The sequence below is a fragment of the Sphingopyxis sp. LK2115 genome (genome assembly GCF_014595975.1).
Taxonomy (GTDB): domain Bacteria; phylum Pseudomonadota; class Alphaproteobacteria; order Sphingomonadales; family Sphingomonadaceae; genus Sphingopyxis.
Genome location: NZ_JABWGQ010000023.1, coordinates 1 through 24,833 on the forward strand (window position 1 = coordinate 1; position 24,833 = coordinate 24,833).

Annotated in this window: 18 protein-coding genes and 1 tRNA gene; 8 read left to right on the top strand and 11 right to left on the bottom strand. The window is 63.7% G+C overall.

Features of this window, described 5'->3' with window-relative positions:
• Positions 1-315: 315 nt before the first annotated feature.
• On the bottom strand, positions 316-1,353 hold the full coding sequence (locus HUW43_RS03700; RefSeq protein WP_188236140.1) for a 2-oxoacid:ferredoxin oxidoreductase subunit beta: 1,038 nt from the start codon (positions 1,351-1,353) through the stop codon (positions 316-318).
• Positions 1,350-3,215, bottom strand: a complete 1,866-nt coding sequence (locus HUW43_RS03705) for a 2-oxoacid:acceptor oxidoreductase subunit alpha (protein ID WP_188236141.1) — start codon at positions 3,213-3,215, stop codon at positions 1,350-1,352. Before HUW43_RS03705 ends, HUW43_RS03700 begins: the two co-directional genes overlap by 4 nt.
• 184 nt (positions 3,216-3,399) lie before the next feature.
• Here HUW43_RS03705 and HUW43_RS03710 point away from each other — a divergent pair, with 184 nt between their 5' ends.
• Both HUW43_RS03710 and HUW43_RS03715 read left to right on the top strand, forming a co-directional pair.
• Positions 3,400-4,347: an alpha/beta hydrolase gene (locus HUW43_RS03710; protein WP_188236142.1), complete on the top strand. Its 948-nt coding sequence runs from the start codon at positions 3,400-3,402 to the stop codon at positions 4,345-4,347.
• Entirely contained in the window at positions 4,344-4,820 is a 477-nt protein-coding gene (locus HUW43_RS03715; RefSeq protein WP_188236143.1) for an RNA pyrophosphohydrolase, read from the top strand. The genes HUW43_RS03710 and HUW43_RS03715 overlap by 4 nt, the downstream gene beginning before the upstream one ends.
• On the opposite strand, the gene HUW43_RS03720 is transcribed toward HUW43_RS03715, so the two are convergent.
• The gene (locus HUW43_RS03720; RefSeq protein WP_188236144.1) at positions 4,781-5,470 is read right to left on the bottom strand and encodes a uracil-DNA glycosylase; all 690 of its coding nucleotides are present in this window, start codon (positions 5,468-5,470) and stop codon (positions 4,781-4,783) included. The two genes, HUW43_RS03715 and HUW43_RS03720, sit on opposite strands and share 40 nt — an antisense overlap.
• Positions 5,471-5,493: 23 nt before the next feature.
• Between HUW43_RS03720 and folK the strand changes: the two genes are divergently transcribed.
• From folK to galE, 4 genes are all read left to right on the top strand, one after another.
• Positions 5,494-6,015 (top strand): 2-amino-4-hydroxy-6-hydroxymethyldihydropteridine diphosphokinase, encoded by a 522-nt coding sequence (folK, locus tag HUW43_RS03725; protein ID WP_188236145.1) that lies wholly within the window; start codon positions 5,494-5,496, stop codon positions 6,013-6,015.
• Positions 6,016-6,057: 42 nt separating this feature from the next.
• Positions 6,058-6,133 (top strand) — tRNA-Lys (locus tag HUW43_RS03730).
• 79 nt (positions 6,134-6,212) lie between these two features.
• Positions 6,213-7,220: an NAD-dependent epimerase/dehydratase family protein gene (locus HUW43_RS03735; RefSeq protein ID WP_188236146.1), complete on the top strand. Its 1,008-nt coding sequence runs from the start codon at positions 6,213-6,215 to the stop codon at positions 7,218-7,220.
• A 154-nt stretch (positions 7,221-7,374) separates the two neighbouring features.
• On the top strand, positions 7,375-8,403 hold the full coding sequence (gene galE, locus HUW43_RS03740; protein ID WP_188236147.1) for a UDP-glucose 4-epimerase GalE: 1,029 nt from the start codon (positions 7,375-7,377) through the stop codon (positions 8,401-8,403).
• A gap of 31 nt (positions 8,404-8,434) precedes the next feature.
• Here the strand turns inward: galE and HUW43_RS03745 are convergent, their stop codons facing one another.
• The 8 genes from HUW43_RS03745 to HUW43_RS03780 all read right to left on the bottom strand — a co-directional run bounded on the left by HUW43_RS03745 (position 8,435) and on the right by HUW43_RS03780 (position 21,799).
• Positions 8,435-9,010 (bottom strand): TMEM165/GDT1 family protein, encoded by a 576-nt coding sequence (locus HUW43_RS03745; protein ID WP_188236197.1) that lies wholly within the window; start codon positions 9,008-9,010, stop codon positions 8,435-8,437.
• Positions 9,011-9,181: 171 nt separating this feature from the next.
• Positions 9,182-9,397 (bottom strand): hypothetical protein, encoded by a 216-nt coding sequence (locus HUW43_RS03750; RefSeq protein WP_188236148.1) that lies wholly within the window; start codon positions 9,395-9,397, stop codon positions 9,182-9,184.
• Positions 9,397-13,620, bottom strand: a complete 4,224-nt coding sequence (locus HUW43_RS03755; RefSeq protein WP_188236149.1) for a translocation/assembly module TamB domain-containing protein — start codon at positions 13,618-13,620, stop codon at positions 9,397-9,399. The genes HUW43_RS03750 and HUW43_RS03755 overlap by 1 nt, the downstream gene beginning before the upstream one ends.
• Positions 13,620-15,860 (bottom strand): BamA/TamA family outer membrane protein, encoded by a 2,241-nt coding sequence (locus HUW43_RS03760; RefSeq protein WP_411157925.1) that lies wholly within the window; start codon positions 15,858-15,860, stop codon positions 13,620-13,622. Before HUW43_RS03760 ends, HUW43_RS03755 begins: the two co-directional genes overlap by 1 nt.
• A gap of 225 nt (positions 15,861-16,085) precedes the next feature.
• Positions 16,086-17,255, bottom strand: a complete 1,170-nt coding sequence (locus tag HUW43_RS03765) for a nucleotide sugar dehydrogenase (protein WP_188236151.1) — start codon at positions 17,253-17,255, stop codon at positions 16,086-16,088.
• An 86-nt stretch (positions 17,256-17,341) separates the two neighbouring features.
• Entirely contained in the window at positions 17,342-18,805 is a 1,464-nt protein-coding gene (locus HUW43_RS03770) for a protein adenylyltransferase SelO (RefSeq protein WP_188236152.1), read from the bottom strand.
• A gap of 93 nt (positions 18,806-18,898) precedes the next feature.
• Entirely contained in the window at positions 18,899-20,515 is a 1,617-nt protein-coding gene (locus HUW43_RS03775) for a hypothetical protein (protein WP_188236153.1), read from the bottom strand.
• 222 nt (positions 20,516-20,737) lie between these two features.
• Complete coding sequence (locus HUW43_RS03780; RefSeq protein WP_317450811.1) at positions 20,738-21,799, bottom strand: UDP-glucuronic acid decarboxylase family protein; 1,062 nt, start codon at positions 21,797-21,799, stop codon at positions 20,738-20,740.
• On the opposite strand from HUW43_RS03780, the gene HUW43_RS03785 reads away from it, so the two are divergent.
• Together HUW43_RS03785 and HUW43_RS15920 are read left to right on the top strand one after the other, a co-directional pair.
• Positions 21,792-23,312 (top strand): surface carbohydrate biosynthesis protein, encoded by a 1,521-nt coding sequence (locus HUW43_RS03785; protein ID WP_188236154.1) that lies wholly within the window; start codon positions 21,792-21,794, stop codon positions 23,310-23,312. The two genes, HUW43_RS03780 and HUW43_RS03785, sit on opposite strands and share 8 nt — an antisense overlap.
• A gap of 143 nt (positions 23,313-23,455) precedes the next feature.
• On the top strand, positions 23,456-24,703 hold the full coding sequence (locus HUW43_RS15920; protein ID WP_317450812.1) for a DUF6418 domain-containing protein: 1,248 nt from the start codon (positions 23,456-23,458) through the stop codon (positions 24,701-24,703).
• The last annotated feature ends 130 nt before the right edge of the window (positions 24,704-24,833 follow it).

Consider the following 24,833-nt stretch of genomic DNA (forward strand, 5'->3'; position numbering starts at 1 on the left):
GATGGCCCACGGCCACAGCCGAAATTACACCACCTTGACGGACGCGACCGCGTTGGCTTCCCCGTGTGGCCTGCGCAACTATCAAGCGCATTTCTTGCCGCCTGGCCCGTTCGCAACAGCGCCCCGCACGAGCCAGCACCGGAGGCTGGCAGGTCAGGACCGAAGGCGTTGAGGCCCCGCTGTTGGCTCCGATGCTCTTAACGATGGTCGGTGGCCTTGCTCGATCAGGGCCAGCCGGGAATCAAAATCGGCCACCCACATTCCCGGCGCTTGTATCCGTTGCATCTTCGGGCGAAGCCTCGCCCCGTGGCCTTGCTAAAGCTCCGGCCCGCTTGGGGTCACCGTCCAGGTTTGCCCTTTCTTGAGCAGACTCTGCAAATTGGCCTTCTTGCCTTCGGCCGCAGCCTGGTTCTGCCGCACGACGTCGGCCTCGAAGGTCGGGCGCGGATCGTCATACAGCACCCCCAGCGCCATCGGGAACTCCCCGAAGCGCATCTCGACCAGCATGTGCGCGACACTGCGATTGGTGACGTCGTGAACGATCACGCCCGCCGTCTGCCAGTCGCCATCGACGACATCGACGGTCTTCAGATGCAGCGCCTCGGCGTCGAGCGCGATGCCTTTCGTCCCCTTGGCATAAAGCATCGGTTCGCCATGCTTCAGCCATAGCTGGCGATCCTCCGCGCCCTTGGGCGCTGCGAAATCCTCGAACACGTCTTTATTATAGACGATACAGTTCTGGAAAATCTCGATAAAGGCAGCGCCCTTGTGCGCATGTGCGGCCTTCAGCACGTTCGGCAATTCCTTCGACACGTCAAAGCCGCGCGCGACGAAGCGGGCGCCCGCGCCGAGTGCAAAAGCGGCGGGCTGCGCGGGACGATCGACCGAGCCATAGGGCGTCGACGGGCTTGTCGTGCCGACGCGGCTGGTCGGTGAATATTGCCCCTTGGTCAGCCCGTAAATCTCGTTGTTGAACAGCATGATCTGGCAATCGAGGTTGCGGCGGATCAGGTGCATCGTGTGGTTGCCGCCGATCGACAGTCCGTCGCCGTCGCCGGTGACGATCCAGATGTCGAGGTTCGGGTTGGCGAGTTTCAGCCCCGTCGCGAACGCCGGCGCGCGGCCATGGATCGTGTGAAAGCCATAGGTTTCCATATAATAGGGGAAACGCGAAGAACAGCCGATGCCGCTGATGAACACGGTGTTCTCCGGCGCCGTGCCGATCTCGGGCATCGTGCGCTGCACCGCCTTCAATATCGCATAGTCGCCGCAGCCGGGGCACCAGCGGACTTCCTGATCGCTTTCCCAATCCTTGAGCGTGGTGGCGCGGGTGATCGGAGTAACCTGGTTCACTTCAATGCCTCCTCGATGGCGGCTTCGATTTCGGCGATGGTGAAGGGCTGACCCGACACCTTGTTCACCGGCTGCGCATCGACCAGATATTGGTCGCGCAGCACAGTCTTCAATTGCCCCGTATTCATTTCCGGCACGATCACCTTGTCATAGCTTTTCAGAAGCTGCCCCAGATTGGCAGGCAACGGCCAGATATGGCGGATATGAACGTGGCTCACGTCGAGCCCTTCGGCGCGTTTGCGCCGCACGGCCTGATGGATCGGGCCAAAGGTCGAGCCCCAGCCGACAACCGCCAGCCTGCCGCCCTCGGCGCCCAGCTCGACGAGCTGGTCGGGCACCTTGATCCCGTCGATCTTCGCCTTGCGGATATCGGTCATCGCCTGGTGGTTCGCGGGCGCATAGTTGATATGGCCGGTTTCAACCTCCTTCTCGATCCCGCCGATACGGTGGAGCAGCCCCGGCGTGCCGGGCTTGACCCACGGACGCGCGAGCTTCTCGTCGCGGCCATAGGGCTTGAAGCCGCCTTCGGGCACTTCGGTCAGGAACCGGGCCGGAAACGCCTCATAGGCCGCCAGATCGGGCACTTTCCACGGCTCGGCCGCATTGGCGATATAGCCGTCGGTCAGCAACATCACCGGGGTCATATATTGCACCGCAATGCGGCACGCCTCGATCGCGCAGTCGAACGCATCGCCCGGCGAGCGGGCGGCAATCACCGGCATCGGCGCGTCGCCGTTGCGTCCGTACACCGCCTGATAAAGGTCCGACTGTTCGGTCTTGGTCGGCAGGCCGGTCGACGGCCCGCCGCGCTGCGAATTGACGATCACAAGCGGCAGCTCGGTCATGATCGCAAGACCCATCGCCTCGCCCTTGAGCGCGATGCCGGGCCCTGACGAACTGGTCACGCCGAGCGATCCGCCATAGCTGGCGCCGATCGCCGAGCAAATGGCCGCAATCTCGTCCTCGGCCTGAAAGGTCGTGACGTCATATTCCTTGAGCCGCGACAGGTGATGCAGGATCGCCGATGCCGGAGTGATCGGATAGCCGCCAAAGAACATCGGCAGCCTGGCGAGCTGCGCACCCGCGACGAGTCCGAGCGCAATGCCTTCGGCGCCGGTCAGCGTGCGATAGAGGCCGGGTTCGGCGGGCGCGGGGTCGACATGATGCTGCTTGAGCGGCCCCGCCAGCTCGGCGGTCTCGCCATAGGCGTGCCCCGCATTGAGTGCCGCGACGTTCGCCGCCGCCAGTTCGGGCGCCTTCGCGAATTTGGCATTGAGCCAGTCGATCAGCGGCTGGCGGTCGCGGTCGAACATCCACAGCGCCAGCCCCAGCGTCCACATATTCTTGCAGCGCAGCGCTTCCTTGTTGCCAAGGCCAAAGGGTTTCACCGCGTCCATCGTCAGCTGGCTGATATTCAGTTTCAGCAGCTGCCATTTGGCAAGGCTGCCGTCGTCGAGGGGATTGGCTTCATATTTCGCCTTGGCGAGGTTGCGGTCGTTGAACTCGCCCTCGTCGGCGATGATGAGGCCGCCATGCTTCAACTGCGGCACATTGGTCTTGAGCGCCGCGGGGTTCATCGCGACCAGCACGTCGGGCGCGTCACCCGCCGTGTCGATCGCCGACGATCCGAAATTGATCTGGAACGCCGACACGCCGAACAAGGTGCCCTGCGGAGCGCGGATTTCGGCAGGAAAATCCGGGAAAGTGGCAAAGTCGTTGCCCGCAAGCGCCGACGACAAAGTGAACTGGCCGCCGGTCAGCTGCATCCCGTCGCCGCTGTCACCGGCAAAGCGAACCACCACTGCATCCGAAAGGGGGGACTGCCGCGCGCCGTCGGCCTGGTCCTCTACCACTGTCGCCATTTTTTCTTCTGCCTCAAATCTTGCGAACCTGTAACATGGGCCTAGGCCTCTGCGCGCCAAGCCGCAATTGAGAAAAAATTGTGCGCCGCAAAGGGCAAGGCGGCGGTCGGTTGCGATTTGCGATTGAATTTGCCTCGCCAATCCCGAATAGCATGACGAAAATCGCGACCAGGGAGAGACGCAGATGACCGATGGCCCCGCCCATTTTACGCGCCCCGACGTGGCGGCTTTCCTGGCCTTCCTGAACGCGCAGGAAGGACCGAAGATGGAAGAAATGCCGCCCGAAGGCGCGCGCGAGATGTTCCGGGCAATGGGCCAGCTTGCCGACGCCCCGCGCGGGGAAATCGCGCATGTCGAGGATCGCGCCATCCCCGGACCCGCGGGCGATATTGCGATCCGCATCTACGACAATCGCCCCGACCGCGAGCCTGGCCCGGTCATGGTCTTTTACCACGGCGGCGGCTGGGTGATCGGCGATCTCGACACGCATGATCCTTATTGCGCCGAAACCGCGCGGCAGCTCGACATGCCCGTGATCGCGGTCGATTACCGTCTCGCCCCCGAACACCCCTTCCCTGCCGCGCCGGAGGATTGCGAAGCGGCGACGCGCTGGGTCGCCGACAATATCGCCTGCACCGCCCTTGTGCTTTCCGGCGAAAGCGCCGGCGGCAACCTTACCATCGCCACGGCGCTGACGCTGCGCGACAAACCCGCGTCGAAACCGGTGATTGCGATCCATCCCATCTATCCCGCCGTGACGACGCACAACGACTGGCAAAGCTATCGCGATTTCGGCGAAGGTCATTTGCTGACCAACGGCAGCATGACCTGGTTCGGCAATCATTATGCCGCGGATCCCGCCGACTATCGCGCCTCGCCGCTCGATTTTCCGGCCGAGGGTCTGCCGCCGACGTTGCTGGTCACCGCGGGGCTTGACCCGCTGCGCGATCAGGGCCGCGCCTATGCCGCCAAGCTTATCGAGGCAGGAGTGCCCACCAGCTTTCGCGAGGCAAAGGGCAATATCCACGGCTATATCAACCTGACGCAAGCCATTCCGAGCGCAAAGGAGGACATTCGCGGCGCGCTCAACATGTTGAAAATGATCGTCGCCGAAGCTAGCCGATCCGCATGATCGATCACGACAAGCTGCCCTATCGCCCCTGCGCGGGCGTGATGCTCGCCAACCGCCATGGCCGCGTTTTCGTCGGCCAGCGGCTCGATACGTCAAGCGAGGCGTGGCAGATGCCGCAGGGCGGGATCGACGCGGGCGAGGACGCCGAAGAAGCCGCGATCCGCGAGCTTGGCGAGGAAACCGGCGTGCATGGCGGGCTCGTCGATATCATCGCACGCAGCCGCGAGGAGTATTTCTATGACCTGCCCGACCATCTGATCGGCAAGATGTGGGGCGGCAAATATCGCGGGCAGCGCCAGCATTGGTTCCTGATGCGCTTCATGGGCGAGGACAGCGACATCAACATCCACACCAGGCATCAGGAGTTCCGCGCTTGGAAGTGGGTCGATCTGAACGAGATCGAAAAGCTGATCGTCCCCTTCAAACGCGCACTTTATCGCGGGCTGGTCGAGGAGTTTGGACCGCTGGTTTGATCCTTGAACGCCAGCGCCGTGCGAAAAACATCGGCGAACATTTCGGACGTCAGCCGCCCGGTGTTCATATTGTAGCGCGAGCAGTGATAGCTATCGATCAGGCACCGCCCATCGGGCAGCGCATGAACCGCACCATGCGCGAATGGGTGCGCGGCAAGGCGCACCTCTGCGGCGCGCAGCACCGCATCATGCGCGATCCGCCCGATCGCGATGATCACCCGCACTTTCGGCAGAGCCGCAAGCTGTCGCTCGAAGAAGGGCCTGCAATTGGCGATTTCGGCAGGCGTCGGCTTGTTCTGGGGCGGCAGGCATTTGACGCTGTTGACGATGATCGCACCGTCGAGCGCCAGCCCATCGTCGATCCGCGCGTCGTAAAGGCCCCGGCTCAACCCGAAGCGGGCGAGCGTCGCGAACAGCAGGTCGCCCGCATGGTCGCCGGTGAACGGCCTGCCGGTCCGGTTGGCGCCATGCTTGCCCGGCGCCAGCCCCGCCAGCATCAACCACGCATCGGCATCGCCAAAGGCATGGACCGGCGCGTTCCACCAGTCGGGATGTTCGGCCTGACACGCGCGGCGCAGCGCGACCAGCCGCGGGCAACGCGAACAATTGCGCGGCGGTTCGGTTCCGGGCAACGGGCTATCAATTTTCATGCGGCTGCGATAGGCGCGGCGCGATGAACAACGCAATCCCGCTGCCCCTCTATGCGATCGGCCTTGGGTCGAACCGGCGCCATGCGCGCCATGGCGAACCGCGCGCGGTGCTGCTCGCGGCGCTCGCCGCGCTGGAGAGCGACGACATCGAGGCGGTCGACGCCAGCCCGATCATTACCAGCGATCCCGTCGGCCCATCGCGCCGCCGCTACGCCAATGCCGTTGCGCTCGTCGCCTCGAAGCTCAGTCCGCCCGAAATGCTCGAAAGGTTGCAGGCGATCGAGGCGCGATTCGGTCGCCGCACCGGCCAGCGCTGGAGCACACGCACGCTCGACCTCGACATATTGCTCTGGTCGGGCGGCATCTGGTCCGACGCGGCGCTGACCATCCCGCACCCTGCGCTTGCCGATCGCGCCTTTGTGCTTGGCCCGCTCCGCACGATCGTGCCCGATTGGCGGCACCCGCTCCACGCACGCAGCATCCGCCAGCTCGCCGCGCGGCTCGTCCGTCCAAAGCCGGTTGACCGGCGCGCCGCGGCGCACTAGGGCGACGGCTCACTTCGCGCGCCGCAACATCCCGGCGCCGATGGGCCCTTAGCTCAGTCGGTAGAGCAACTGACTTTTAATCAGTAGGTCGCTGGTTCGAATCCAGCAGGGCTCACCACATTTAAACCACTATGATTCCATAAGCTGCCTCTCCGCGCGAACTGTCGCAGCGGATCGGGTGCGATGGAGGAAAATCATTGTCGACGCTGATTACGGGCGCTGCCGGATTCATCGGGATGCAGGTCGCGGCGGCCTTGCTTCGCCGCGGCGAGGCGGTTGTCGGCATCGACAATTTCACGCCCTATTATTCGGTTGAGCTTAAACGCGCGCGCGTGGCGCGGCTCGATGCCGATTTTGGCGGCCTGTTCACCTTCCTCGACGTCGACTTTGGCGATGCTGCGGCGCTCGATCATGCCCTGGGGGACCAAAGGATCGACCGGATCGTCCATCTCGGCGCCCAGCCCGGTGTCCGCTATTCGCTCGAAAATCCCGCCGCCTACGTCCACTCGAACGTCGCCGGCCATGTCAACATCCTTGAACTCGCGCGGCATTGCGCGATTTCGCATCTCGTCTATGCCTCCTCCTCCTCGGTCTATGGCATGCGCGCCGATACGCCCTTCCGGGTCGCCGACCGCGCGGACACGCCGATCTCGCTCTATGCGGCGACGAAGCGCGCCGACGAATTGCTGAGCGAAACCTATGCGCATCTGTTCCGCATTCCCCAGACCGGCCTGCGCTTTTTCACCGTCTATGGCCCGTGGGGGCGCCCCGACATGGCGGTATGGAAATTCACCGAGGCGGTGCTGCAGGGGCGACCGATCGACGTCTATAATCATGGCGATATGCGCCGCGACTTTACCTTTATCGACGATATTGTGAACGGCGTGGTGCTGGCGCTCGACAATCCGCCGTCCGATGATCATCGTGAAAAGCCAGGCGGTTTCACGACGCCGCACCGGCTTTACAACATCGGCAACAACCAGCCGGAAAAGCTGACCGATATGATTGCCGCCATCGAACAGGCGTGCGGGCGCAAGGCCAAGGTCAACCTGCTGCCGATGCAGGCGGGCGACGTCTGTCAGACCGCAGCCGATATCGGCGATATCCAACGCGATCTCGGCTTTGCGCCGACAACGCCGATTTCGGCCGGGATTTCCGCCTTTGTCGAATGGTATCGGAAAGACTGGCTGCCACGAAACGCCTGAACATCACCACCGCGGGACAGCGCGGCCGCGTCCGGGGTTCGCGGCTGTGCAGCGAAAGGTTACGCGGCGCAGCAGCGGGAATTGGCAGGTGGGCGCCAATCGCCTAGGAGCGCAGGGCCGATCGCAAGACGAACAGAACAGGATAACGCAGGCGATGAACATCCTTCTGACCGGCGGTGCCGGATATATCGGCAGCCATGTGGCGGCGACGCTCGCGGCGGCGGGGCACCGCGTGACATGTTTCGACAATCTTTCGAACAGCGACGTGGCGGTGATCGACCGGCTGGAAGCGATCACTGGCGCGGCGATCCCGCTGGTGGTCGGCGACGTCCGCGACGGCGACGCGCTGCGCCGTGCGATGCGCGACCACGCGATCGAAGCGGTGATCCATTTCGCCGGGCTGAAGGCCGTGGGCGAATCGGTCGCCGAACCGATCCGATATTATGACAATAATGTCCGCGGCACCCTGTCGCTGATCGAGGCGATGATCGACTGCGACGCCAGACGGCTGGTCTTTTCGTCGAGCGCCACCGTTTACGGCCAGCCGCAATATCTGCCGCTGGACGAGGATCATCCGACATCGGCGACCAACCCCTATGGCCGCACCAAGCTGATGATCGAAGCGATGCTGGGCGACATCGCCGCCGCTGATCGCGACTGGCGGATCGCGATCCTGCGCTATTTCAACCCCGTCGGCGCGCACGACAGCGGGCTGATCGGCGAGAACCCGGCCGGCATACCGAATAATCTGATGCCCTTCATCAGCCGCGTCGCCGCCGGCAAGCTCAGCGAATTGTCGGTATTCGGCGACGATTATGACACGCCCGATGGCACCGGGGTGCGGGATTATATCCATGTCGTCGACCTGGCGGCCGGGCACGCGGCGGCGCTCCACGCCATTGCCGCGACCGACCGGCCGCTGTCGATCTGGAACCTCGGCACCGGTCAGGGCTATTCGGTGCTCGACATGGTGAAGGCGTTCGAGCGCGTGAACGGCGTCGCCATCCCCTATCGCATTGCGCCGCGCCGCGCGGGCGACATTGCCAGCTGCTTCGCCAGCCCCGACCGCGCCGCGCGCGAGCTGGGCTGGACGGCAGAGCGCGACCTCGACGCCATGTGCGCGTCGGCCTGGCGGTTCGAGCGGATGCTGGCGACGCGCAACACGGAACAGGGTCCGCGATAAGGTCATTGGCTGTGCCGCCGCACAGGTGTGATCACGACCCCAGCCACCCCGCCGTCTGAACCAGCACCCATATGCCGATGGCGAGGAATAACGCCGCCGCAACAAGGCGGATCCTGCCAATGTCGACCCGCCTAAGCAATTCGTTGCCAAGGAAGATCGCGGGCACATTGGCGATCATCATGCCCAGCGTCGTGCCCGCCGTGACCAGCGCGACCGCCTGATATTGTGCGCCGAGCGCAATCGTCGCCACCTGCGTCTTGTCGCCCATTTCAACGAGGAAGAAGGCAACGAGCGTCGTCAGGAAGGCGCTGAAGCGCGGCCTGGGCGCATCTTCGTCATCGAAAGTGTCGGGCACCAGTGTCCACGCCGCCATGGCGATGAACGAAATGCCGATCGCACAGCGAAAGACCGGGCCGTCGAGAAAGGCGGCCGCCTGCGCGCCGAGCAGCGCCGCGAGCGCATGGTTCGCGAGCGTTGCGGCCAATATGCCCAGGATGATCGGCAGCGGGCGGCCGAAACGCGCCGCGAGCAGGATCGCGAGCAACTGCGTCTTGTCGCCGATTTCGGCGAGCGCGACGATGGCGGTCGAGGTAAAGAGGGCTTCCATGACAATTCCGGGGCCGGGCGGCGTGCGATTCCAACGGACATCGAACCCGCCGCCCGGCCCGGACGGAAGCTCGACGCCATTGGTCTCGCCCAAGCGGATTCCCGCTTCCACCGCACCATGACCTCTCGGCCAAGCATGTTGACGCGGCGGCCCGTCGCAAGCGACGGCTGGCTACTCCCCAGATGACGCGGCGGCGGTAGACGGATCGGTCGCCTCTGGCAAGGGCGAAGCCGCAGCGGCGGCCTTTTCGGCCTCGGCGATGTCGGCATCCATGGCCTTTGCGCGTGCCTCGATCTCCCTGGCCGCCTGGTCGTAGCGGGTATCGAAATCGGGGTCGTCCTGGCAGGCCGCGAGCAGAAGCAAGGGGATGAAGAGGAACGCGCGCATCAATAATCCTTGCGATAGCGGATCGACAGGTTCGACTGGCCCGACCCGCCCGCCTGGCTGAGCAGCGAAAGCGCGCGGGTCAGGCTGATCTCAAGCTGCGTCGCGGTATAGCCGCGCGCGTCGGTAATGACCTCCAGATAGATATCCTTGGTGATATATTGCCCTGCTGCGAGCGCGGCGCCGCGACCGATCGTGTCGTCGGGGCCGAGGACGCGCAAGCGGTCGATACCCGCGGCCGACTGGAGTGCGCCGAGCGGGCTCAATCCCCTGCCCCCGCTGCTCAGCGTGTTGAGCGAGGAAGCGAGCTGCACCGCCTGAAGCGGCGACAGCGTCGTGATCGAATCGCCGAACAGGATGCGCGAAACGATCTCGTCCTGCGGCAGTCCCGGCACGCTGGAGAATGCGACCTGCGGGTTGCTGGCGCGCCCCGTCACGCTCACGCTCACCGTCACCGTTTCGATCGTGTCGCTGGCGATCAGGCGGATCGCGGGGTCGAACGCATCGCCGGTCGGGAAGGTCACACGCCCCTCCTCCAGATCGAACGAGCGTCCGGCAAAACCCAAGGTGCCACGCACCAGCTCGATCTCGCCGGTCACGCGCGGTGCCAGGGTTGTGCCGCGCAAGGCGACATCGGCCTGCCATTCCGATTCGAGCCCCATGCCGCGGACATAGATTTCATCCGAGGCCCGCAGGCGAATATCAAGCCGGATCAGGTCAAAGAGGCTGCCGCCGAGCGCGGCCAGCCCATCGCCGCTGATCCGCGTCCGTCCCGCAGGCGCCTTGCGCCGCACGCCGGTCAGCACGGGCACCTGCGCCGCGCCTTCGCGCACGATGCGATAGCGCGTTTCGGGGAGGCGAAGGTCGCCCGACAAGAGCGCGGTTTCACCCGCGGACTTTTGCAGCCGCAAATTGCCCGTCGCGCGCGCGGCGATATTCTCGCTGCGCGCGAGCCGCGCATTGTCGAGCGTCGCGGCGAGGTCCATCGGATACCCATCGGCCTGCGACAGGCTGATATAGCCACTGGCCTTGACCGTGCCTTCGCCGGCCTTTGCGGTCAGTTCGGCGATTTCCAGCCGGTTGCCGGAAAAGCGGCCATTCACCATCATGCCGGTCAGCCGCGTGCCATAGGTCTGGTTTTCGTAAACCATGTCGCGGCCGCGGACGACGCCGGTAAGGCACGGATCGGCAACGCGGCAACCGAAATCGGCGGCAACCGCGACCGGCCCCGACACATGCTGGTCGGCAGGGCCGAAGAAGGAATAGAGCGTATCGGCGGGGCCGTTATAGCGGACGCCGCCGCCGAGCGGTGCGGCGCGCAGCCGGTCGGTCCACGCGCCCGCAGCGGGACCGAGCGGGCGCAGCGATGCCTGGATGCGTCCGACCACCGTGCCGCGCCTGCGCATCACCGCGCGCGCTTCGCCGCCGTCGGCAAGCAGCTTGCCCGCGAAATTGACATCGACCGGCTGGCTGACCGAGGCGGCGGTGGTGCGCGTGAAATTGCGGATCGTCAGCCGCGCGTCGGCGCGCGGAAAGGCGTCGGCATTGGCTTGCTCGAAATCGAGGCTGCCGCTCGCGCGGCCGCCGATCCCCATGCCGGGATAGACGGCATTGAGGATCGCCATATTGACGCGGTCGAGCCGCGACTGGAGCCTGATCCCCTCGCCGAAGCGCCCGGCGACGCGCGCGCTGCTGCGGCGGCCGAGGTCGATGTTGGTCGGCAGCAACTCATAGCCGTCGGGGCCGGGAATGATCCGCGCGGGCGATGTGGTGCGGAAATTGATGCCCGTCGCACGCCCCTGCACCGCTGCACGCCACAGGTCGGGCTTGAGATCGGCGTTGGCCGCGATGCGGAAGGGCACGCCGCTGACCCCTTCGATGAGCGCTTGCGCCTTGCCGCTGCCGCCGCGATAGTCGACCTTCACGCGCGCGACGGCGATGTCATAATCGCGGATCTGAGTGTTGGCGACCTGGATGTCGGCGACGATGTGCGGCCTATCGTACAGCGTTACATCGGCATCGACCACCGCCGACCCGACCGCGAGCCGCGCCGGGCCGGGAAGCACCACATTGTTCGCGCGCACGTTGATCGCTGCCGCCTGATGCTCGCCGGCGGCGGAAAGCCGCACGAGGCCCCCAAGGCCCTGCCCCGAAGCGTCGAGTCGTCCGGTGAACGGCCCGGCTTGGCTCTGGACGAGCCGCCCGCTGAACCCGATGCCCGACAGATCGCCGCGCTCGACGTCGATCGTCAGCGGCCCCGCGGCTGTCAGCAGCACGACATCGGCGGCGAGCGGACCATAATCGGTATCGCCCGTCGCGGCGAGGCGATAGCCCTGGGGGGCGCCGGTAACACGCGCGACGAGATTGGCAAGACCGATACCCAGCCCCGGCCGATCGGCGGTGACCACCGCGCGCGGATCGCTGATCGTGCCAGCCAGTTGGACGCCCAAGGGGCCATAGTCCGTCGAGGTTGCCCGCGCGGCGAGGCGTATCTGGCCGCCCGGCGCATAGCTCCCCTGCCCGCCGGTGACGCGCAGGCGCGGCGCCGTCAGGCGCAGGCCCGAAAAGCGCACCACGCCGTCGGTGCCATATCGCACATTGCTGGTCGCCGTGGCGTTGCCGCCAAGCACGTCGCGCACCCCGGCGTTGAACAAGCGCGTCGAACGCGCGCGAACGCGGCCCGCGATTTCAAAGCCGCCGCGCGGCGCGGTCTTGAGGTCGGCGTCGGTTTCGATGTCGAATATGCCCACGCTTTCGATCCGGTAATCGTTCACCCGTCCGTCGATTGCGCCCGTGTAGAAGCTGCGGCGCAAATCGGCGACGACGATCGCGCTGGCATCGATCCGCGGCGAACGGAGGCGCAGATTATCGCTCAGAATCCGCCCATCGGCATAAGCGAGGTCGCCATCGAGCCGCACGTCGGCCAGCGTCCCGCCCGCAACCGTATCGAGCCCGCGAATGCGTGCCGCGCGGCCGGCGACCGGGATGAGGATCTGGTCGGCATCGACACGCGCCTTGCCCGCAAGGCGGAGCCGATCGACGATGATGTCATTCACCGCAAGGCTGGCGGCGTTGGCCCGATAATCGACCGTCGGGTTTGCAAATTCACCGTCGAGCGTCGCCCGCGCGCGAAGCCCGGTCGCGCGGAGCGCGGGCGCGATCGCACCGGGGCGGAGGATATGGACCGCGAGCGTCAGCCCTTCATAGCGATTGGCCCCCAGATCGACGCCGCCACTGACCCCCAGCGCGGCCGCGCTCGACGACAGGCGCCCGTCGAGCACCGCCTTGCGTTCCGCCAGCATCGCCTTCAGGTCTATCGCGGTTTCGGGTGCCAGCAGTTCGGCCGTCGGGCCGCTGAGCAGTCGCGACGGCTGCGCCGTGCCCTTGGCGGAAAAGCTGCCATCGCGGGCGCTCAGTGCAATCCGCGCCAGCGGTGCGGTGCCAAGGTTCGCGGTCAGCTTGCCGTTCCAGACCGTCCAGTCGCCGCGCCCGTCAAGCCTGGCGGTCAGCGTCTCCTCGAACCCGCCCATCGCCGCGAGCACGCCGCCGGCAGGCGCGGTCATATCGAGCGTCATCGCGAGCCGGTTCGCATCGGGCACCGCATCGAGGATCAGCTTCAGCCTGTCGCCCTTGCCGCCGGCGCCGATGGTTTCGGCGCTGGCGCCGATTTGCGCACGGCGATCGGCGATCGCGACGCGGCCGTCCAGCGTTGCGACCTGCCGCTCACCCGCCACCGCCGGCTCGAATATAAAGCGGTCGACGCGAAGCCGCCCGACGTCGATGTCGAGGTCGGGGAGCAGCGGTTCGCCGCTGTCGGGCACCGGCTTGAACTCCGGCAGCTTTTCCATGACCAGCGTTCCGGCGGTTGCCGAGCGGATGTCGATGTGGCTCGCCAGATAGCGCAGAGGGCGCCAGTCGATGCGCAGTTCGGGCGAGCGCAGGAAAACGCCTTCGGGATCGGAAAGCGTGAAATCGCGGACGATCATCCGGCTGTAGAGCGAGCCGTCGAGCCGACCGATGCCAATCTTCATCCCGTTCTCGAACTCATATTTTTCGATCTGGGTGACGACGAAACGCCGCCCGGCATCGCTATTGAGCCCGATAAGGAACAGCGCGAAAAGAAGGATCAGGCCGAGCAGCGCATACCCCGTGCCGCGCAGGATCGCGCGCGGCCAGTTCCGCGCCGCGACCGGCGCCGTTTCGGTCGCGGGCGGTTCATCGGCCATCAGAAAGCCTGCCCGATCGACACATAGACGCTGACCCGCGCCTCGCCGGGTTTGCGCGCGATCGGCGTCGCGATGTCGAAGCGCATCGGCCCGAAATTGGTATAATAGCGTGCACCAAGGCCGACGCCGAACCGCAGATCCTGAAAGGTCGGGGCGGAGCTGCGATAGACCTGCCCCGCATCGACGAAGCCGACGACGCCGAAATTGCCGAAACGATAGCGCGCCTCGACCGCGACCTCGTTGACGCTGCGGCCACCGATCGGATCGTTATCGGGGTCTTTGGGGCCGAGTTCCTGATAGCCGAAACCGCGCACAGACCCGCCGCCACCTGCATAGAAGCGCCGCGACGGCGCCAGCCGTTCGCGCGCTGCCCCCAGAATCGATCCCAGGCGAAGCCGGCCGGCGAACACGACATTGTCCGTCACCGGATAATAAGCGCTGATGTCGGTGCGAAGCCGCGCATAGGGCGAGAAGCGGCCCGCCAGCGACCCTTCGGGCTGGATCAGCGAGGTGATACGAAATCCTCTGGTCGGGTCGAGCAGGCTGTCGGTGCGATCCATCCCGACCTGTCCGCTCAATCCCAGGATGGTATAAAAATCAAAGGATCGCTCGCCAGCGGTGAAATCATAGTCATCCTCGCGCGTCGCGATGAGCTCGACACCATAGGCATAGGTGAGTTTCTTCTGCCAGATCGGTGTCGAATCATAGCTGATACGCGCGCCGACGCGGCCCGTCAGCGCCTCGAACGCGTCATAGTTGCTGCGCGTCGCTTCGGCGACAAGTTCGAAGGTCCGGTCGCGGCGCCCGGCGTTCGACCGGCGGAGCGTCGCGCCGATTCCCTGTTCCTGGGTGCCGATCACGCCGCGAAAGGTCAATGCGCCCTCTGGCGGGAACATATTGCGGTGCGTCCAGCTGCCCTCAATCCGCAACCCCTCTCCCGTGCCATAGCCCGCGCTCGCGGCGATGGTGCGCGGCGGTCCCGCCTGCTGCGTCACCAGCATCGTCACATATTCGGTGTCGTCGCCGGCGCTTTCGCCCGTCGGTTGCGGCTCGGCGGCAACGGTCGAGAACAGCCCGGTAGCGACGAGCGCCTGTCGCAAATCATCGACCTTGCGGCTGTCATAAAGATCGCCGCGCTTGAAGCGCGCAAGCACCGCGACATGATCGGCGTCGAAGGCCAGGTCGCCCCTGGTCTCGATTCCGCCGAATCGCGATCGTTTGCCGATGTCGATGGGCAGCGTATAGACGCCGTCGCCGGTCGCCGGGTCGAGCAGGATGTCGCGCTGTCCCACCTCGGCGAAGGGGTAGCCCTCTTCGGGCAGCTTGAGCGCGATGGCCGCCTCGGCGCCCTGAATCCGCTGCGCGACGATGGGCTCGCCGACGCTGATCAGGAAATTGTCGGCGATCAGGCCGGGCGGAACCGTCGGCGCGGCGTCGATGACAATATCCGACAGCCTGTATCGCTGTCCGGGCGTCACATCGATGATCGCGGTGATCGGACGACGGCCCTGCCCCTCCTCGCGCGGCCCGCGCTCGATGCGCGTGCTGACGATCGCGTCATAATAGCCTTCCGACGCAAGGATGCGCTGCATCAGCTCGCCGTCGGCCGACAGGCGCGCGCGGATCATCGCCGCATTGTCGGCTTTGCCATCGCCATCGTAAAGCGCCGAGAGATCGCCGAACAGGTCGGCAAGGTCGATGTCGCTGCTGTCGTCGGCGGCCTCCAGACCGTTGATCTGAACAAGGTAGGCCAGCTCGCGATTATCGTCCGCCTCTTCCGCCTCGGCAAATTCGACGGGTTCGACGTCGAACTTGTCCAGCGGGGGGAGCGGTGCGGCCAGTTCGCTGTCGCTGATCGGCGCATCGCCGATCGCCTCGACGGCATCGCCGTCGGCCAGCGCGGGAACGGGAATGTCATCGACCACAGGCGGCGCAGCGTCTTCGGCAGCCTCGGCATCCGCCTCGCCTTCCGCTGGGCGCGTCGCTGCTTCGACCGTCTGACGCCGTTCAAACTCGGCAATCGATTCGAGCGGGCGGTCGAGTTCGGGATCGTCCTCGGCGCTGATCGGCGGGATCGCCTTTTCAAACTCATCATCGCCGATAATCGGTTCGACGTCCGGAAGCGCCACGCCGGGCGGAGGCGGCGATGGCGATGCGATGCGATCTTCGGACGACCGTTCGGCCACGGCCTCCGAAGCGGCGGGTTCGCCCTGTTGCGCGACGACCGGCTGTGCGACCATCCATGCTGACGGCGCCGCCGCACCGATCAACAACCCCCGGACCACCCGTCGGCGGCACGCATGATCGCGGTTTATGTCAGATTTTCCCATCTGCTGGCCACCGATGAAAACTTGTGGCCCCGGAAAGCTGGCCGCGCAACCCGATTCTCCCCTTCGTCATTGGGCCAACGTCCTGATCCCCGGTCGGTTCCCGGCGCTGCGGCGGGCCGCGTCGCGCGCGTCGGATCAGCTGTCGGCGCCGAACAGGTCGCGGCTGTAAACCTTGTCGGCGACGTCGGCGAGATCGTCGGTGATGCGGTTCGCGATGATCACGTCCGCCTCGGCCTTGAACGCATCGAGGTCGCGGATCACACGCGAGTTGAAGAGCCGGTCCTCCTCGATCAGCGGTTCATAGACGATCACCTCGATCCCCTTGGCCTTTACGCGTTTCATCACGCCCAGGATGCTGCTGGCGCGGAAATTGTCCGAACCCGCCTTCATCGCAAGGCGGTGGATGCCGACGACGCGCGGGTTCCGTTTGATGACTTCCGACGCCACAAAATCCTTGCGCGTCGTGTTCGACGAAACGATCGCCTGAATCAGATTCTGCGGCACATCCTTGTAATTGGCGAGCATCTGCTTGGTATCCTTGGGCAGGCAATAGCCGCCATAGCCGAAGGACGGATTGTTATAGAAACTGCCGATCCTGGGATCGAGGCACACGCCTTCGATCACCTGTCGTGAATCGACCCCGTGTGCGGCCGCATAGGTGTCAAGCTCGTTGAAGAAGGCGACGCGCATCGCAAGATAGGTGTTCGCGAACAGTTTGATCGCCTCGGCCTCGGTATTGCCCGTCTGGAGGATCGGCGTATCGGGCTTCAGCGAACCTTCGAGGAGCAGCCGCGCGAAATCGGCGGCGCGCGGGTGCGTGTTGCCGACGATGATCCGCGAAGGATAAAGATTATCGTGGAGCGCGCGGCCTTCGCGCAGGAATTCGGGCGAAAAGACGATATCGTTGCTGCCGTGCTCGGCGCGCATCCGTTCGGTGAAGCCCACCGGGACGGTCGATTTGACGACGATCAGCGCGCCGGGCGCCAGCTTCAGCGCGTCGGCGATGACGCTTTCGACGCTGCTCGTGTTGAAATAATTGGTATCCGGATCATAGTCGGTCGGGGTCGCGACGATCACGAAGTCCGCACCGGCATAGGCCGCCTGCCTGTCGGTCGTCGCGACAAGATTCAGCGGCCTGTTCGCCAGATAATCCTCGATTTCGGGATCGACGATCGGCGATCGCCGCGCGTTGATGAGATCGACCTTGCGCGCGTCGATGTCGAGTGCGGCGACCGCATTATGCTGCGCCAGCAGCACCGCGTTGGAAATGCCGACATAACCCGTGCCGACGACGGCGATCTTCACGGGCGACTCCTGTTCTGCTGTCAATGGCTTATCCTTTGGCCGATGCGGCGCCGTCCGTAGCAACGGCCCGGCGATCGCTCAATGCCTCATGTGCCGCAAAAGGTCGTATAGGGTGCTGCGTCGACGGGGGCGGGCTCGGCGAAGCGTTCCAGCCCCGCCCTGGCCGCGAACGGGTGGCGTACGACGTCGAGCAGGTCGAGCCAGGGGTCAAGATCGCCCCCTTCGGCCGCATCGAGCGTCGCCTCGACGATATGGTTGCGCGGGATGTAGAGCGGGTTCACCCCGTCCATCGCGTCGGCAAGCTCGATCGGATTGGCCGCACCCCGTTCGATGCGCCGCCACCAGTCGGCGATCCACGGCGCCATGGCGTCGGGTGCGGGCAGCAGCGCCTGCATCGTCGCCCCGTCGCCGCGGAGCAGCATCGCAAGCGCGCGAAAGAAGGAGGTGAAGTCGACGCTGTGCTTTTCCAGCTCGTCGAACAGGCCGTCGATCAGCCCGGCATCGTCGCCCGCCCCTTCGGCAAGACCCAGCTTTAGCCGGACCTGCGCTTCCCAGGCCGTCCGGAACCGCGCCGGAATGGCATCGACAAGGGCCTTTGCCGCTTCGACGTCGGCCGGCGCAACGCGGTGGATCGCTGGCAACAGCGCCTCGGCAAAACGCGCCATGTTCCAGTGCATGATCTGTGGCTGGCGGCCATAGGCGTAGCGGCCGTTCGCATCGATCGAACTGAACACCGTATGCGCGGCGAACCGGTCCATGAAGGCGCAGGGGCCATAATCGATCGTCTCGCCGCTGATCGCGACATTGTCGGTGTTCATCACGCCGTGAATGAAGCCCACGCCCAGCCAGCGCGCGATGAGCGCGCATTGCAGGTCGATCACCCGGTCGAGCAGCGCAAGGTGCGGATTGGGCGCATCGGCCAGATCGGGGAAGTGCCGCTTGATGCTATAGTCCGATAGCTGGATCACATGATCGGCGCCGAAATGCGCGGCAAAGAATTGAAAGGTGCCGACGCGGATATGGCTGCTCGCGACGCGTGTGAGCACCGCACCCGGATGCGCCCGTTCGCGCTGCACACGGTCGCCCGTTGCCACCGCAGCGAGCGCCCGCGTCGTCGGCACCCCCATCGCCGCCATCGCCTCTGACACAAGGAACTCGCGCAGCACCGGACCGATCGCCGCCTTGCCGTCGCCGTTGCGCGAAAATGCCGTTGGGCCCGACCCTTTGAGCTGAATGTCGAAGCGCGCGCCATCGGGCGCGATGATTTCGCCCAGCAGCAACGCGCGCCCGTCGCCAAGCTGCGGCGAAAAATGGCCGAACTGATGCCCGGCATAGGCGAGCGCGATGGGGGCGGCGCCTTTGGGAATATCCTGTCCCGAAAACAGCCGCGCAAGCTCGTCGGCATCGGTTCCGTCGCGATCGAAACCAAGCCTTTCGGCCAGCCGATCGTTGAACGCGAGAAGCCGGGGCGCCGATGGCCTCAGGGCCTCGGCCGGCGCATAAAAGCCTTGCATGTCGGCATGAAAACTATTCTCGAACGCAAAATCCATTGCCGCCGCTCCAGAATCGCAGATTGAATGGCGTTGACGTGACGCCCAGCTTATCTCCAGTTGGGATATCGCCCGGCTTGCGTCGACGACGACCTATAATCTGGTCAGATCGCGACGCTGAACAAACTCGATTTTTCCGTTCCTGCCACGCGAATGGATTAAGGGTTGCTCAATGACGGACGCCTCGGCCCCGGCGCCGATCCGAAAGGCGAACTCTTGCGTCGAATCCCTTGCAACGCCTTTCAATCCGAACTGGCCGCGAACGATACGGCAGCGCCTTGATGTGCCCACATGAATCCCGGCCGCGTCCCTGAAAGCGGCATCCCGACCATTGCCGTATACACGGGCGCCTTCGATGACGATATCTTCCGGCGGATATAGGGGGTGATGCACCAGAATACCCTCGTGCGCGCAATCGTAACAGGCGACATTTTCGATCCGAACGCCAAACGCCCGTTCATCCACCAGAATGCCTTCGCGGAATCCCGACAGATCGGCGTTGCGAATGACGCCGCCCCGTATCTGAAGAGCGCGCCCTCCCGGACTATTCGCCCCGATCCCCGGTCCGGATCCCGCGACCCCGTCGAAAACGACGTCGCATTCCACCAGCGGATCGACCATATTATCATAGCCGTCGGCCATGGCCCGGCCGATATTGTCCGCATATCCGCGCAGTTCAAAGACCTGACCGGTCGCGCTGTTTCCAATGCGGCAATTTTGGAACCTGATGCGCTTGCCCAGCAGATGGCGATCCATGGGCAACACAAACTCCGCGCCAAGATCGCCAACCTCATGCACATATGCCTGATAAGTCACGCTTTCGGCATAACAGTCCGCGACCGTGACCGAATGGGCGCCCGATATCCGAACGCAAAAACTGCCCCGATCGGTACCGGTTGATGGCGCCGACAATGCGCCGGCCCGAATATTCCTGATGACGCCATGGCGTGATGGGATGACACAGGCCGTGCCCTCCAGATAGGCTTTCCTGTTCATCGCCTGGGTGCGCGCGCTGTCGATCGTCGAAATCGGTCCGATATGTCCCCAGTCAACATGAACGGCGCCATACATACGGTCTGACGACGGGACCTCGATATTCTCGATCCGATAATGGCTGCAACCGATGATCTGGATCGCAGGCGCCCCAAGGTGCCCCCCGTTCCCATCCGGCGCCCACTTGTCGCTCTGAATCACAAGGTCATATATTTCAAAATCATGGGGATCATTATCGGGATTGGGACGGGCAACCTCATTGGGATCTCCCAGGCGGCATCCTGCCGACACGCCGCAATGCGCGGCAGCCTGAAGCCCAGGCTGGCCGGTCGAAACGACCTTCACCCTCCCGCCGAACAGCGCCGAACGACTTCGCATCCTGAACGCGCTATGGTTGCCGCTGTCGAAACACCCGATGACCGACGATCCACGCAGGTCCAGCCGAACGCCCTCCTTCACGATCAGATCCGACGAGATCCTGTAAACTCGTCCCGGATCAAGGCGAACCGTTCCACCGCCGATCGAGGCGGCGAAATCAATGGCGGCCTGAATGGCTGATCCGTCGTCGGACCCGCGACCGAGCCGTTCGTCCCAATCGCCTGCCGCGCCAAAACGACCAGCGGCGATGACGGGCGGCTCCGAACCGAACGCATGGGCGAAAAGCATCGATCCCGCACTCAGCACATTCGACAGAAAATGCCTTCTCAGGATCGTCACGCATCCGTCCCGCGTTGCCTGCATCCAAGGGGCCGGCCAGCACGCAACCGGCCGAATATGCCATCGGGCGTCGGCGATTGCGAAGGGCCATGCGCGGCCCGCACGCGCCGATTGCGCATCGCGCGGACACCGCATCGGACGCCTCCCGTTTCACAAACGGACCATGTCCACGCTACGACGGTCACGAAGGCGCTGCTCCCGATCAGTCTGCAACACCCAGGCTCAGATATCCAGCTTTTTGCGGAAATAGGCAATCGTGCGGTCAAGCCCTTCATCGAGATCGACGGCAGGCTCCCAGCCCAGCTGCGCCTTCGCGCGGCTAATGTCGGGTTGACGCTGCAAGGGGTCATCCTGAGGCAGGGGCTGACGAACGAGCTTCGAGCTGCCGCCAACCTTGGACAATATCTTCTCCGCAAGTTCGAGAATCGTGAACTCTGCCGGATTCCCGATGTTTATCGGCCCGTGAACCTCCGGCCCCGCATCCATGAAGGCAACGAATGCCGAGATCAGATCGTCGACGTAACAGAAGGAACGGGTCTGCGATCCGTCGCCATAGATGGTGATGTCTTCGCCGTGCAGCGCCTGAACGATGAAATTGGACACAACGCGACCGTCGGACGCGTGCATCCGGGGACCATAAGTGTTGAAAATGCGCGCGACCTTGATGTCGAGTTGATGTTGGCGATGATAATCGAAGAACAGTGTTTCGGCGCAACGCTTGCCTTCGTCATAGCAGCTGCGAATGCCGATCGGGTTGACATTGCCCCAATAGCTCTCCTGCTGCGGGTGCATCGTCGGGTCGCCATAGACCTCGCTTGTCGAAGCCTGAAAGATCGGCACCTTCAGCCGCTTGGCCAGGCCCAGCATATTGATCGCGCCATGGACGCTTGTTTTCGTCGTCTGGACGGGATCATGCTGGTAGTGAATCGGCGATGCTGGACATGCCAGATTGAAGATTGCGTCGACCTCCACGAACAGCGGGAAGCAAACATCGTGGCGCATGAACTCGAACAACGGATTGCCAGCCAGATGGTCAAGATTGCTCTTGTCACCCGTGAACAGATTATCGACGCAAAGCACCTCGTCACCGCGGGCCAGCAGGCGGTCGACAAGGTGCGAGCCCAGAAAGCCGGCTCCACCGGTGACCAATACGCGCCTACGTCCAAATTTCATTTTCTGCACAACAAGCTCCCAGCGAGATTGGCGGCTCTGTATGGCATGCCCCGAAACCTGTCCAGCGCAAGGGTTGCAACCTGCTGGATTGGCGCGGCGATTTGTGCGCACCGCATGGACAGGCCGTCGAAACTACATTAGGGGTCACCGCCCGTCCGGCGGCGTTCCGGCGAACGAGCCTTTAACGAAACACCGATGTCCTGCTGGAGCGACTGTGAGTTACGCCGACAAACGCCGCAGAATCGGGCTTATCGTCGACCATCCGACGCGCGACCTGCCTGGCATGGTGTTGCTGGGCTTTCACCTGGCGCGGCACGACATCGAGACGGCGCTGATTCCCATGTATCAGCAGGGCATCGACGTGCCGCTCCTCGATCTCGATGCGCTGGTGATGAACTTCGCGCGCCCGGTGAACCTGCCGCTTGCGAGGCAGTATCACGCGCTGGGAACCCGGCTCTTCGTGCTGGATACGGAAGGCGGTGTGCTGTCAAGGGAAGGCAGGGCATCGCCCCAAGCCATCGCCGACTATACCGCGACGAGCGGTTTTTCGGACCTGTTGTCAGGTTATTTCTTCTGGGGTGAACGGCTTCGCGATGCCTTTGACAAGGCTGCCGTCCTGCCAGCGGACCGGCTTTTCCTGACCGGCTGTCCCCGCTTCGATTTCTACACTGGCGTTCTGCGCGAATGCAGTCCGCCGAAGCGACGCGGTCACATATTGATCAACACCAACTTTCCCATGGCGAATCCGCGCTTCGTCAACGGGCGTGGCGACGATCGCGCGGCGCTCCACGAACTTGGCTTTTCCGCGGACTATATCGACGAACTGCTTTCGGAAAACCGTCGGATAATGACGGCGATCATTGCCCTTGTCGACGATCTTGCTCGTGACCTGCCGGAAACAGAAATTGTCCTGCGCCCACATCCTTTCGAAAGGTTCGAGACCTATCGCTCGCATTTTTCAGGCCGCGGCAATATTGTGGTCGATGGCGACGGTCCGGTCCTGGAGGCATTGAACGGCGCCCGTGCGCTTGTCCACCTCAATTGCGGCACAGCCGTCGAAGCACTGATGTCTCGCGTTGCACCGCTGGCGCCTGACTGGATCAACAGCGATTTTATGCGTCGACACGTCGAACTTCCCACGCGCGCCAGCCATCTGGTGGGCTCTTACGCGGAAATGCTGGATATTCTTCGATCCGATGCGCCAGCCCGCGACGTCGATCTCGACGGGCTGTACCGCCGCGTTGCCCATCCTTATTTTCACCATAACGACGGCAAGGCCGCGGAGCGCGTTGCCGCAATCCTCGCCCAGAAGGTCGACCGATCGGGCGCAAGCCATCGAAGCCTGAGGATGGCGTTGAATGGTTCGCATCCGCGCCCCAGCCCCTGGCAAAAGATGCAGGCGCTTGCCGGCAATATGGTCGGCACGGCGATCGTTCGCGATGTGCGCGCACGATCGCGGCCATCGCGCAAAGCCAAGATATTCCGCGCACAGAATGTCCAGCCGCTGATCGAACGATTGAGCGCGCTGCTCGGCTGGTCGGGACCGCATGCTGCAAGCGCCTCGCATCCCGCCACCGGGCTTCCGCTCGCCAGCATCCTCATGACTCCGGGGGCAAAGTGCTGACAACAATCGCCTTTGTTTTTGCGGCGCTGTTCCTTTTCCTGCTCTGGAAAAAGCAGCGACACATATTTTTCGCCGCATTCATCATTCTTTTTGGTCTGATCTATCGCATCATCGACGTCACCTATCTCGACCTCTTTGGCCCGGTGTATGCGATCGAACTCGAACGCTATGTCGGCGGCAATGCGGCGGCGCCTGCGTTCATATTTTCCTGCTTCGCTTTCCTGTTACCGCTGGCCTTGCTGCTTCGCCGGGAACGGCTGGTCCGCGGCATCGCAGGGCGGCAGGCAGAAACGACCTATCACATCATCATTCGCAAGGCGGCCTTTGTCGGCCTTAGCGCGCTGGTTCTCTTTCTTTATGTCGACATGCTCCGGATCGGAACGATCCCGCTTTTTTCGGGCATGGACCGTCTCGAATATAATCGGGTTGCGGGCTATCTCCACGGTCCGGCTTATGAAATGAACTTCCTGATCAGCGCGACGATCGGTGTGTTTGCCTTTCTGCCACGCCTTTTCGGAAAACAATATTCCCTGAGCTGTATCGGCTTGATGATCGCCCTGCTCTGCTATTGGGCGCTGACGGGGAATCGCTTTTCTCCCTTCTTCGTCACGCTCAGTTTCTTCTTCATTCCCTATGCCGCCATAGTGGCCCTGGAAAGTGCGGGCACCATTCGCCGCGAAACGACAAAAAACGTATGGAGTGTCCTTATATCGTCGCGCGTCCTGTTGCTGTTGGGCGGAGTCGCCGCCAGCGTCGCGATCGTCGGCCTTCTTCTCAACAGCTATTATGACGTTCGCAATTATGCCGACCCCTTCTTCCACATAAGACAGCGCATATTTGTTCAGCCGATCCAGATATGGGCATCAACCTGGGACACCATCCGTTTCGGCCTGACCGAACGGGTGAACTGGCTGGCGATCGATCAGGTTTTGATCAATCCGGCGCGGCCAGAAGGCAACACGACCATCTATTATCTTATGGAAAGAGAGCTTGGCTTTTTCCGCGCAGAAGAATTGATCGATGCGGGGCAGCAATATGCAGGCGGCTATCCTGAGATATTTTTCCTGTTGCTTGGTTCCTGGTTCGCCATCCCGGCGATGATATTTTTCGGGCTCCTGACAGTCCTTACCCTATATTTCGCGGTCAGATCATTCGCTCAAGGTCGCCCGCTGACCTGCGTTATGGCGCTCTATGTCTTTTACGGGTTCAGCCTTTGCTACATCGGCGGAATGTTGAACTTCATCATCGCTCCGACGTTTCCGATCAAGATTATGCTGATGTGGACAGCGTGGATGATGGAGAAATATTTTATCGCGCGCGAGCCGATGTCAGTCCGCAGTTGGCCATTGACGGGGCGTACGCCCCATCCACGACGGCCTTCTCCTTTCTAGTTGGCGGTCACATGGAAATTGTTCCGATTATCACCACTCTTGCCGAGTATCAGACGCGTTTCTGGCGGCTCGTCGGCGACGATCTGCGTCAGCGCGGTTTTGCGCCGCATTTCATTTCATTCGACGACCG

Bases quoted from the DNA above. Each gene is read 5' to 3' on its own strand.
- HUW43_RS03705 (WP_188236141.1), bottom strand. From the start codon at position 3,215: ATGGCGACAGTGGTAGAGGACCAGGCCGACGGCGCGCGGCAGTCCCCC.
- HUW43_RS03710 (WP_188236142.1), top strand. From the start codon at position 3,400: ATGACCGATGGCCCCGCCCATTTTACGCGCCCCGACGTGGCGGCTTTC.
- HUW43_RS03715 (WP_188236143.1), top strand. From the start codon at position 4,344: ATGATCGATCACGACAAGCTGCCCTATCGCCCCTGCGCGGGCGTGATG.
- HUW43_RS03720 (WP_188236144.1), bottom strand. From the start codon at position 5,470: ATGAAAATTGATAGCCCGTTGCCCGGAACCGAACCGCCGCGCAATTGT.
- folK (WP_188236145.1), top strand. From the start codon at position 5,494: ATGAACAACGCAATCCCGCTGCCCCTCTATGCGATCGGCCTTGGGTCG.
- galE (WP_188236147.1), top strand. From the start codon at position 7,375: ATGAACATCCTTCTGACCGGCGGTGCCGGATATATCGGCAGCCATGTG.
- HUW43_RS03745 (WP_188236197.1), bottom strand. From the start codon at position 9,010: ATGGAAGCCCTCTTTACCTCGACCGCCATCGTCGCGCTCGCCGAAATC.
- HUW43_RS03750 (WP_188236148.1), bottom strand. From the start codon at position 9,397: ATGCGCGCGTTCCTCTTCATCCCCTTGCTTCTGCTCGCGGCCTGCCAG.
- HUW43_RS03755 (WP_188236149.1), bottom strand. From the start codon at position 13,620: ATGGCCGATGAACCGCCCGCGACCGAAACGGCGCCGGTCGCGGCGCGG.
- HUW43_RS03760 (WP_411157925.1), bottom strand. From the start codon at position 15,860: ATGGTCGCACAGCCGGTCGTCGCGCAACAGGGCGAACCCGCCGCTTCG.
- HUW43_RS03770 (WP_188236152.1), bottom strand. From the start codon at position 18,805: ATGGATTTTGCGTTCGAGAATAGTTTTCATGCCGACATGCAAGGCTTT.